At 62.0% G+C, this 11154-nt stretch carries 8 protein-coding genes; 2 read left to right on the top strand and 6 right to left on the bottom strand.

Going from position 1 to position 11154, the window contains the following annotated elements; genetic code table 11:
- The first annotated feature begins 228 nt into the window (after positions 1-228).
- The gene (locus GRI59_RS14005) at positions 229-1374 is read left to right on the top strand and encodes a hypothetical protein (protein ID WP_160761860.1); all 1146 of its coding nucleotides are present in this window, start codon (positions 229-231) and stop codon (positions 1372-1374) included.
- A gap of 189 nt (positions 1375-1563) precedes the next feature.
- Here the strand turns inward: GRI59_RS14005 and GRI59_RS14000 are convergent, their stop codons facing one another.
- Genes GRI59_RS14000 through GRI59_RS13990 form a run of 3 tightly spaced genes read right to left on the bottom strand, consistent with a single transcriptional unit; the run spans position 1564 to position 4915 of the window.
- A complete protein-coding gene (locus GRI59_RS14000; protein ID WP_160761859.1) occupies positions 1564-2454 on the bottom strand; it encodes a plasmid partitioning protein RepB C-terminal domain-containing protein in 891 nt (296 codons plus the stop codon).
- Positions 2451-3347 carry a plasmid partitioning protein RepB C-terminal domain-containing protein gene (locus GRI59_RS13995; protein ID WP_160761858.1) on the bottom strand — a complete coding sequence of 299 codons (897 nt, stop codon included), beginning with the start codon at positions 3345-3347 and terminating at the stop codon, positions 2451-2453. The genes GRI59_RS14000 and GRI59_RS13995 overlap by 4 nt, the downstream gene beginning before the upstream one ends.
- Complete coding sequence (locus GRI59_RS13990) at positions 3344-4915, bottom strand: recombinase family protein (protein WP_272917033.1); 1572 nt, start codon at positions 4913-4915, stop codon at positions 3344-3346. Before GRI59_RS13990 ends, GRI59_RS13995 begins: the two co-directional genes overlap by 4 nt.
- A 101-nt stretch (positions 4916-5016) precedes the next feature.
- Here GRI59_RS13990 and GRI59_RS13985 point away from each other — a divergent pair, with 101 nt between their 5' ends.
- Positions 5017-5340, top strand: coding sequence for a hypothetical protein (locus GRI59_RS13985; RefSeq protein WP_160761856.1), 324 nt, complete (start codon positions 5017-5019; stop codon positions 5338-5340).
- A gap of 354 nt (positions 5341-5694) precedes the next feature.
- Here GRI59_RS13985 and GRI59_RS13980 read toward each other — a convergent pair whose 3' ends face one another.
- From GRI59_RS13980 to GRI59_RS13970, 3 genes are all read right to left on the bottom strand, one after another.
- Positions 5695-6360, bottom strand: a complete 666-nt coding sequence (locus tag GRI59_RS13980; RefSeq protein ID WP_183363660.1) for a hypothetical protein — start codon at positions 6358-6360, stop codon at positions 5695-5697.
- A 133-nt stretch (positions 6361-6493) separates the two neighbouring features.
- The gene (locus GRI59_RS13975) at positions 6494-7420 is read right to left on the bottom strand and encodes an acetyl-CoA carboxylase carboxyltransferase subunit alpha (RefSeq protein ID WP_160761854.1); all 927 of its coding nucleotides are present in this window, start codon (positions 7418-7420) and stop codon (positions 6494-6496) included.
- Positions 7421-7448: 28 nt separating this feature from the next.
- Entirely contained in the window at positions 7449-11144 is a 3696-nt protein-coding gene (locus GRI59_RS13970) for an SDR family NAD(P)-dependent oxidoreductase (RefSeq protein WP_160761853.1), read from the bottom strand.
- Positions 11145-11154: the final 10 nt, after the last annotated feature.

Genomic DNA, 11154 nt, shown 5'->3' with positions numbered 1-11154 from the left:
TGATTCCTCGCCATCCCATTCCTCCTTCATGACCTATTCTAAAATAGAAATTGGGCCACTCAGAAGGGGGCAGATCAGGGCAGGTTGTCGAAGTACGACGGTGAAGATGATCACCTTAACGTCAAAGGTGCAGCTCGGCGCCTCGGGGTCTCACCACACACGATGCGGGCTCTTCTCCGCAAGCTCGCAATCACTCCCGTAGATTGTGATCAACGTCGCGGTCACCGATTGAGCGAAGAACAGCTCGCAATCGTGCAGACCTACATCCAGGAAGCTTTTGACCCCGAAGATGCGGCGAACCGATTGGGTTGCACACCTCAAGATCTGAAGAGCATGGTCGCTCGCAAATTGTTGCAGCCGGCTTTTTGCATGACTGGCAGGAACCACTTCACGAGAGAGGAACTCGATGCATTTGTCGATGAGATATCCTCGGCCTCTCTAAACGACCCCTCGCTCGACGGGACGCTCATTGCGACCTTCTGCGGCGAAGCCGGAATTTCGTTAGCTGAAGCAACTTCGCGCATCATTCGGGATAGGAGCTTGGTGATCGTCGAACACAATTCCGGCTTACCTCTTTTCGACGGCTTGATGGTTGCCTGCGCGCCAGATTCGACGCGACGTGCGAGTGTCCGCCCTAATGCTCAGGTGCGCGATGCCATCACATATGCGGAAGCCGCAGCTCGGCTTGGAACAAAACACGAGGGGATCATGGGGCTTGTCGAAGCCTCTTTCATCAAGACCGCAAAGGACTCGCGGAACAAAGACCGCATTTGCCGGGAGTCCCTTGATTTGTTCGAGTGCCGTTACGTGAAGGCTGCTGCTTACGCACCGATTTTGGGTTGCCCTCCAACTACTGCGCTGAAGATCCTGCGGACGAAGGGGGTGGTGCCGATCAACGATTGGAAATCAGCGGGCCAACGGTTCGTTGATAGAGATGAAGTAATGCGCCTTACGGGGCTGGCGTGTCCCAAAGTGGTCGCTTCCGCGGAATGGCAATCAATCAAAGTTGAGCTCGACGAGCACCTTGTCGCCCAAGCTGTACCGGCCACCACGCGCATTTCGTCAGAGCCGGCGATTGAAGTCAGGGCGACAACGGGGAGATGGAGCTTATTGATCAAGCGCGATCAAACCCGAGGGCAATACAGCTTAATCTCGAACTTTACCCATATCCGGCAACGTGGCCGTTTGAGGAAAGTAGAGGAAGCGTCGATTAAGCCCGGCGAAATCTGGCCTGGAGCGAGAGTGCACGATGCCGATGGTGGTGGCTTTGTGATCGTGGATGATGCGATTGATGCCGACCCACGCGGATTGAGTGCGAATGTCCTAATCGGTCGGGTGATCACGCGAGCCTATCAACTCCACCAGATCCTCTAGGACGGCCTCGAGTGTTTCAATTCAAGGAGTGTGCCGCACTGCGGCAGGTCCGGCACACTCCTTCATTTAGCCCTATCGGGCTTCCCGTGGGCTCAGAGCGGGATCGCCGCCATTCCCACCGCCGCGCTCGATCCGCCCCACAGTGCGGCGTCTCCCGCGGTCCCCGCGCTTATCGGGTCCGGGTCCCCATCATGCCGCCTGCTGCAACTCTGTGATCTTCTGGAATTCTGCCAGTAACTGAGGATGGTGCTGGGCCAGATACCGCACAATCGGCGCGCTTCTTAGCAGGCCGCCAAGGTATCCCGTCGCCAGAACCAGATCGAGATGGTCAGCGCCGTAACTCTGCTCAATCAGCTTGAAATCGCGGTCGAGCTGCGCGCTCTCCCGGCTCATCAACTCGATTTGCGCCTCGGTTAGACCCCGCACAACCTTCCGCTTTTGCTCGACCAGATCTTCTTCAGCTGTGGCTGCGACAATCGATTTGACGTAGCCGGTCGAGTACCTGTTCATCGCAACCATCATCTCGGCGGCGGCAATCTGGCGCATCGGCTTCATCCGGCGCAGCTCAGTGAAGACATTCATCGGCACATGCTTGTCACGCAGCAGGTCCACAGCTTCCGGGCAAATCCCGGTGAGCAGGTTTCGTTTGGCGCGGATATTGCCGATGTTGACGTTGAGCGCCCGGGCAAGCCGTTCTTCCGAAACACCCTTATTGACCGCGTTGAGGATCATCCGGTGCTCCTGGATGATCGCTATCCGGCTGACACGCCGATTGTACGTGAAAGCCTCATCCTCAAGCGCGATGAGGCACACCACCTCGGTCTCGCCCTGTTCGAGCAGGATCGCGAGCCGCACGTGTCCTTCGAGCAGGTGATAGCGCGCTGGGTCATTACGATCCCGAAACACGACAGGGGGCTCAATGATACCAACCTCGGCAATCGATGCCGCGATCTGCTTGTACTTTACAGATTTGCGAACTGCTGACGGCAGCTCGCGCAGCGGCATGATTTCGCTGATCGGGATGCGCAGCGTGGTGTGCTCAAATCCCTCGGGTAGCGTTATGGGTTTCTTGCTGCTCATGCTGGCAGCCCCATTGATGGGCGAAGACGCTCTGCAAGGCGCTCGGGCATGGTCGCAAGGCCCTCGTCTTCGAGCAAGGCAACGAAGCTCTCATCAGCCGAAAGTCGCCGCATGGCTTCGGTGATCAGCATTAGCCGGTTTTGCGTGGTCTCGGCACGAACAATCAGCACACGCTTACGCTCGGTCTCCTCCCGATACGCCTTGACCAGAGTTTCGGCGGAGACCCGCTCGCGAGAGCGAGCTTCCTTCGTCCCCAACCCCTTTCCGCGGCGGCGGCGGGTCTCAATGAGCTTGCGTGCTGCTAGGAGTTTGCGGCCCTTGAGCTGTCCGCTTTCATAGGCCTTGGACAGTGCCGCCTGCACATCGTGATCAGCTGCTTCTGCGATCTCGACCGCGACACTAACAGGTATAGTTCCACTCTCGACCGAGCGCAGCAGGCGTTGTTCTCCGGTCTCTATGAGCCTAGCCACCCCGTTGACATATTCGACGGTGAGCCCGGTTTTGCGTGCAATGTCAGGATTGGCGTACCCGCGCTCCTGCATGCCGCGAATATCCTGGAGAAGATCGATGGCGCGGTGTTGTCGTCGCGCACAGTTTTCGACCAGACTCGCGATGAGGCAATCTTCAGGATCGGCAGAAACGACCAACGCCGGGACTTCAGACTGACCGAGCGCCTTGAAGGCTTCGAGCCGACCTTGGCCGCAGACCAGATCGTAGAACGGTCCCCCGGCCTCGATCCTGCGGGTCACTGTGATCGGCTTCTTGAGACCGATCTTCGCGATGTTGTCGACGATGTCGCGGAACGACTTCTTGTTGCGCACGCGCGGATTGACGATGTTTACCCGATCAATAGGGATCATTTCGATCCGCTGGGCAGGTTTCGCGCCGGTCATGCTGCTGCCCTCAGCGAAGCACGAGCCGTCAGCCGGTAGAAGAATTCGAGCGTGTCGAACCGATAGGCGTCCAGCGACAGGCCATTGAAATCTGCAAGGCGCAAGGCCGCCTCGCGCATGTCGAGGGCCGGGAGAAGATAATAGTCCTTCGCGGTCTCGTTGTCGGTGTCCATTCTGACGGCCAGTGTGATGTCGGGCCGCAGTTTCTCGTCGAGCCGGAGTTTCCAGCGGTTGCTGCCTGCCGCCGTTTGGAAGCAACGCGCAATCGTGATCGAGACGGAGAACTCGCCATTGATCCGTAGTAGTTCCGTCTGCGGATCACGGACGACGGTGCCCCCGGCCTTCTCGATGCCGCCGATGATGCCTGCTAGGATTCCCGGGTGCATCGCCCGCAGCCGGCGGTTGATCTCAAGATAGCGATAGTCGTGGTCTGGAGCGAAGCCGACCAGCGTGTAGGCCCGTAGCAGACTGCCGAAGCGCGACCGAAACACGCTGCTCGACGGGCAGTCTTCCGCTTCATCGATGATCAGGCCGGACAAGAAGCCACGCTGCGCAAAGATTTGTGACAACGCTTCCAGCATCTGGTCGTCTGAGAGCTTTTCCGATCGCTTGACGATGATGGCCTGGGCAGCATCGAACATGGGCGCAGGAATGATGGCGTCGAACACGCCGTTTGCGCGCACCCAGTCCTCGGGCGCATTCTCGACGTGCTCGCCCTTCAGCTTGCATGAGGTGCGCGCCCAGACATTGTTGCCGATGTATTTCTCGTTGATCAGCAGCTGGTGGACTGTTCCGCGCGTCCACTCCCGGCCAAGGTCCGTGCGAACGCCGCGGTCATTGAGATCAAGGGCGATCTCGGTTTCGCTCTCGCCAACTTCGATAAAGCGCCGATATACCTCGCGGACGATGGCGATTTCCTCGTCTGGTCCCCGCACCAGGATAACGCGATCGGTGGCGATGCTTTTGTGCTCGCCGCGACCCAGCAGGCCTTTGGCCACACCCTGCTGATCGACCAACTGACGGCGCAGCCCGTAACCGGCGGGGCCACCCTGCCGGTAGCCGAGCCGGATCAGATTGGCCTGGCCCGCGAACACCTTGACGGACAGCTCCCGGCTGTACTCTCCGGCCATGGCCCGTTTGACGGTCTTGATGATCGATGAGCCTATGCTCCCATCGTTCTCCCATTCCTCGCCGCAGTATAGAACGCGCACGCCCTTGCTCTTGCACCGCAATTCATAGCTGGCGGCTTCGTCAGGATCCTGGAAGCGGCCCCAGCGGCTGACATCATAGACGAGCAGCACCGCGAAATCCGCGCGTCCGCTTTCAACATCATCGAGAAGTGCCTGCAGCGCAGGCCGACCCTTGATGTTCAGACCGCTCTTGCCTTCGTCCGCGTAGGTTTTGACGATTTCGAGCCCGTGCTTTTCAGCATAGATCGCGATGGTCGCTGCCTGGTTGTCGGTAGAATACTGCTGATGCTCGGTCGACATGCGAACATATTGCGCCGCCCGGATGGTCGGGGGCCGCGGGGGTTCATCATGATTGTCGTCCGTCCATCGAATGACCATGCGATACCTCGAGCGCGGATTGCGAAAAGCGCTTCGGTCCTCTGCGCTACACGAGAAAGCAGGGAAAAATGGTTCCTATTAGCGGAAGCAAACTTCGCGGAATGCCCACGGACCTGTCCGATGCGGTTTTGGCGCAAATGATTGGCGCGGCGCTGAAAGCGGATCTCGGCGGAACCCGTCAAGCAACCAAGACAGTGATGCGATGGACGCATGTCAGCGACCATACCGCTCGATCTTGGCTGAACGGACAAACCAGCCCGAGCAGCCTGCATCTGCTTGAGCTTGCAACTCAATCGGGTAATGTGATGGCAGTAATTCTTAAGGTAACGGGGCATGCCGAGTTGGAGATTGCTCGCGATCTTGCCGCCGTAGAGGTTCTGCTCGAGACCAGTTTGGTCAAAATTCGCGCGCTGCGTGGCGCTTAGGGCCTAAAGCAACAGCGTGCTATGTGGTCTGAGCAGGAATGATCGTAGTGCTTCAAGCCTCCGGGGCTACCTCTCAGCGATGATTGACCATCTTGGCGAGGTGTCGCCAAAGGCGGAAGGCCTGCGAAGACTAATTTTGATCTGAGACCGCCGCGGTCTGCTTCACGAAGGGTAGAAGACCGCCAGCAGCATCTCGAAGGATTATCCAAGCTGTTCTGACCCATGGGAAGGATAATCCAGCTTGTTGCGACTTTTGCCCAAGCATCTTGGACGCAGACCATCTGTAACCCATTGAATCGTCGTCGCGCCAGTCCAAGCTTTTGTTGCGTCCCACAGTTACAACCGCCGCGGCCCTCATCCCTCGTCGGCGAAGGTCACCTGCGCGGCTTCGGTGACGTGCACCCAGACCTGATAGTAGCCCACCTCATGCTCGCCGCGCTTGTTCGCGACCGGGCTAGGTGAGCCAATCGGGGAATCGATCCATTGCCTGCGCACATCGCCCTCAACGATGATGCGCCGACCGCTCAGCCGTTGCATCATCGTGAACATATTGAGATCAGGCGGCCCGTCGGTGTAGCAGGCTTTGACGGTAATTTGCCCCTCGACCACGTCGGCAGCGCCGCACACCTGGGCGCGGCGCAGCAGGGCTTGCAGTGCCTCAGGCTCAAACGCGATGGTGAGCGTGCCGAGCGTGGCATAATCCTGCCGGGAATTGACGAACATCATGGTGCCGAGTTCACCCTGAAAGCTCTGTCCGCCGCCACGGATATCGAGCAGGAAGCGGCCGGGCTGGGCCTCGCCCTCGGCCGCAGAGAGCGCCATCGCGGTAGCCTCGCCCGGCGTGATGCAACCGGGTTCGCAATCAGGGAGCGCGGCGCGCGCGGCCTTGAGCGGCAGATCGGCGTCGTCGAGGTCGGTACGAAACGCGGACAGCTGCGCCGCGCTCACAGCGTCCTCGGCCAAGGCAGCAAAGCTTGGAAACGGCACGATAATCCCCAAGATCAATGCCGCGCGCAGCACGCAAGATTTCCCTAACTTCGTGAATTGCGATGCATGATGAGCGGCACTTGTTGCCATGGGCCATGAACATGGAGTGAATCCGCCAGTCCCTCGGCTTCACCGGGGCTTCAGCGCGGTTCGAAATGCCCGGAGCCTATCCCAAGCGCAGGAAAAATTCCTCACGCTCGCACCGCAGTTCGGCGGGCGTCAGCGCCGACAGCGCGTTCAGTTCCGCGCGCAGGGCGAGAGTCAGGCGCTTGACGGTCTCGGCAGCATCCCGGTGCGCGCCGCCGCGCGGTTCGTAAACGATGCGGTGGATCACGCCCAATTTGAGCAGGTCGCCCGCCGTCACCCGCATCGCCTCGGCTGCGGTCGCAGCCTGCGCGGCGCTGCGCCACAGGATTGAGGCGCAGCCTTCGGGCGAGATCACCGAATAGACCGCGTGTTCCATCATCAGCACCCGGTTGGCTGCCGCCAACGCCACCGCCCCGCCCGATCCGCCCTCACCGATGATGACGGCAATCAGCGGCACGCCCAAGGCAAGGCACGCCTCGGTCGAGCGGGCGATGGCTTCGGCCTGCCCACGCGCTTCGGCATCGACACCGGGGAAGGCTCCCGGAGTGTCGACCAGCGTCACCACCGGCAGGCCAAAACGGTCAGCGAGTTCCATCAGCCGGATCGCCTTGCGATAGCCCTCGGGTCGCGCCATGCCGAAATTGTGCTTCAGCCGGCCCGGCGTATCCTCACCCTTCACATGGCCGATCACCACCACCTTGCGGCCTTCGAACCGGGCAAAGCCGCCGATGATCGCCTGATCGTCCCCGAACACACGGTCGCCCGCGATCGGCAGGAAGTCCTCGAACAGCCCCGCCACCAGTTTTTCGAACCGGGGGCGCTGGGGATGGCGGGCGACCAGCGTGCGCTGCCACGGGGTGAGGCGCGCATAGGTGTCCGCGAGCAGCTTGTCCGCCCGCTCGCGCAGCATCCGGGCTTCCTCGGTGCCTTCGGCATGGGCAGAAAGCTCCGCCACATGCTTGTCGAGCGCCTCGATCGGCTTTTCGAACGGCAGATACTGGATCATCGCCCCCCCAATCTTCCAGCGCCCCGCGTCAGACCGTCATCGACATACCGCGATAGATCCGCGCACGGTAGCGCGAGTCTTCCGCATCCGGCAACGGCGCGCCGACCAGCAGCACCGCGCGAGCGAAACGGCGCACCTCTTCCAGATGCTCGTCCAAGTCGCGCGGCTCTTCGGACTGCACCCGGCGGGTCAGGTTGATCTGATTGACCGGCACGTCATGCACCAAGCGCTCATTTTCCACGGCAAGGGTCGCGGTGAAGGCGTGGAGCGTGGTCTTGATGAAGTTCGCCAGCGCAAAGGCCGGGGACTTGTCGCCCATCGGAACGTCGGGGCTGGTCAGCACCAGCTGGCAATCATCATAGAGCGACGCCCGGCGCGAGACGCGGAAGTGGTGGGTGAGGTTGTCAGCCACCACGGTGCGGAATTCCTCGGGCGTGAGCGGATCGTCCTGCCCGAACAGCTTGCCCGGCAACGCGGCAAACGGCGTCGAGAGGATCGTGGTCGGCTTGCCCCACTCGGTCAGCGCCTCGTCCATCGCGGCTTCGATGTCGGTGGTCTTCACCAGCGAGGTGAGCGAGGCGGCGGTGTCTGGATCAAGCTGCGCCTTGATCGCCTCAAAGCCTTCAGCGGTGCGGGTTATCAGCACCACGTTGGCGACATGGCAATCCTCGATGAAGGCACGTGCGGTCTCGGCGAGGTAATCGACGAGATGTTCGCCGATGATCCACACCGTCTTGCCGCGCATCTGGTCAAGCCGCTCCTGCTTGGGCGAGCCGAACAGCTCGCGCTCGGTGGTGGAGCGTTCCACGCTAAGGCCACCTGAGGGCATGAAGGTTTCACCCGAAACCGCGCGGTCGGCGAGGAAGAACACGGTCGCCTGCGCGACGTCATGCTCGGTCGGCATCTTGCCGAGATAGAGCTTGGACAGCACCCCGGTGCCGACTTTCTTGGCCTCCACTGCGATCTTGTCGGCGGGGAGGAAGGGCGCATCTTCGGGCGGTGCGCGCAGCAGCCAGTCGGCATCGCTTTCCGGCGTGGCGGGGCGGTCATTCCACTCGGGCGCATCGAGGAACAGGCCCGCCTGCCGCAGCCGCCCGATCAGCGCGGCGGCGATGGTGGGGGTGAGCAGGTACTGATCCCAGGTGCAGGCCCCGTCGCCTTCGCGCGCGCAAGCCAGTGCCAACTCGCGCAACTCGCGCGGGTTGTTGGTGTCATGGCTCATCTTGGTGGTGTCATTGCGAGCGAGCCGCGCAAGCACCGCCTCGACCCGCACCCCGCGCCGGATCGCCTTGATCGCGGCGGCGTGAACGGCGTTGAGGCGCTTGTTTTCCAGGATCAGCTTGCCGCGCCGCTCGAACAGCCCGGGCTTGCCGCCGGTGCCGGAGAGGCGGTCGCCGTCCACGGGGCCGGGCGCAATCGCGTTGAACTGCACCTCAGGCCCGAGATAGCGCGCCATGCTTTCGACCATTGCGCGTTGCCCGGCCTTGGAGACCGCGTAATCGGCGCGGTTGGGGTAAGCCACCGCGAGATATTTCTCGCCGCCGAAATAGGACGAGACGTTGAGGATGTAGCCCGACCCTTGCGCCTTCATCAGCGGCGCAACGTGGTGCATCAGGAAGTAATTCGACACGAGGTTTGCATCGAGCGTGTAATTCCAGGCGTCGACCCCCATGTCGACGACCATGTCCTCCGCGCCCGCAACCCCTGCGTTGTTGATGAGGTAGTCGATCCGCCCGAAGGCCTTCAGCGTCGCGTCGACCGCGCCCTTGAGGCTCTCGAAATTGCTGACGTCGACATTGGCAAGCGTTTGCACCCGGCGTTCGACGCCGGCGAACCCGATGTCCTCAAGCTCGGACACGATCCGCGCGCGGGCGACGGCCAGCTCGCTTTCGCGCCGCGCGACCATCATCACCTTACCGCCAGCGAGCGCCAGAAGCCGCGCCACCTGCCCGCCGATCCCCGCCGAACCGCCAGTGATCAGCGCGACCTTGCCCAGATGCAGGCCGGTGATGTTCTCGCTGAACCCCGGCATCGCTTTGCGCGCACCGGTCGCCTCGCCGATGTTCGACGGGACATAGAGCGTGATTTCGCCGAGTTTGCTTTCCTTGAGCAAAATGCGCGCAGCATGGCCAGCGGTGAAGCGGATGTTCTCGGCTTCGGTATTGGTGAAGCGGACGATCTGGTTGCCCCACTCCGCTTGGCGACGACGCCCGTGGGCGGTGTCAATTTCGCTCTCGTCGCGCCAGATGCGGATCAGCTGTTCGGTCGCGGCGCGCAGGATGTGGCCATAGATGTCGCCCTTCCCGTCGCTGGCATGGCTGAGGAACACGAAGCGTGGCGGCTGCAGCAGGTTGTCGTGGCGCTTCCAATACCGGCTGAGGGTCCGCGCCAGAGCCATGTTGCCCGCGAGCTCGGCATCCATCAGCGCTTCGACCACGTTGTCATCCGCCTCGGTGATTGCTCCGGCCAACTCGCCTGCGCTCAGGGCGGGCAAGAACAGCGCCCCGCTGACCGGCGTGCCGCCCTTGGTGTAATCCTCCAGCGCCTCTTCCATGCCCGCCGAGTCCTTGCGGCTGAAGCGGATGATGGCGAGCTTGTCCGACAGGCCCAGCGCCTTGCAGCGCTTCTCGGCAATGGCAACATCGGCAGCGCGCGGCAGGCCAAGGACAACCTCGGCCCCGCATGCCAATTGCACCTGCGCGATTTCCAGCGCCTCTTCGAAATTGTCGCCCGCCGCGATCAGCACGGCAAGGCCGGTGCCGTCCATCGAGCGCATGGTGGGGCGTGCCAGATAGGTCGAGCGCTGCTCCTTGCGCACGCTCATCCCGTGGGTGACCTCGAAATCGTGACCGTTATAGGCCGCGCTCTCATCCGAGCCGAGGAACACGCAGGTGGTCGCGATGTCAGTCGGCGTCGGGAAGGTCTTGGCCTTATCGTTGCCGCCGGTGGCCCGCTCCAGGCTCATCATGTCGAAGAATTGCGTGGCGGTGGTACCCGCCGCGTCCCCGCGCGCGGTGTCCATCGCGGCGAAGACGTTGCGGATGCGCTCGCTCTCGATCGGGCCGGGATACACGAGGTTGACGCGGATGCCCTTGGGGCCGAGCTCAAGACTGAGTTCACGGCTCCACGCATTCATCGCCGCCTTGGGCACGACATAGGCGGCACGCGCGTAATAGGGCGTGCGGCTGAAGATAGTCGAGACGTTGATGATCGACCCGCCCTCGGGGATATGCTCCGCCGCAACGCGCGCGACGTTCCAGGCAACACCGAAGATATTGCGCAGCGCATCGCCCACAGTCTCGCTGTCGGTGCTGCCCTGCTTCTGGAGCGCGGCGAGTTCATCGGCGGAGAGCGGCAGGTTCTCGATCGGCTGCTTGGGCCCGGCACTGCCAGCGTTGTTGACCAGGATGTCGATCCGCCCGAACTTCGCCACCACCTCGGCAATCGCCGCGCGTACCGAGGCGATGTCCCCGCCATCGAGCGCAACTGTGGCAAGCCGAGCGGGGTCAGCGCCAGTCGCCTTGATCAGCGCGTCCGCCGACGCCTTGGTGCGGTCGGGCGTGCGGCCCGTCATCACGACGGTTGCGCCTTCTGCAAGGTAGTGCGTGACGATATGCCCGCCCAGATTGCCAGCCGCGCCGGTGACGACGGCTATCTTGCCAGCGAGGCGGCCCGTGGTCGTTTCAGCAGGCGCAGCTTTGGTCTTCGGCTTGGACGCGGCCATAGCACTCTCC

This window comes from Erythrobacter ramosus (assembly GCF_009828055.1).
Classification (GTDB): domain Bacteria; phylum Pseudomonadota; class Alphaproteobacteria; order Sphingomonadales; family Sphingomonadaceae; genus Erythrobacter; species Erythrobacter ramosus.
The sequence above is the reverse complement of the archived record's forward strand: the minus strand, read 5'-3'. Positions and strand labels throughout refer to the sequence as shown.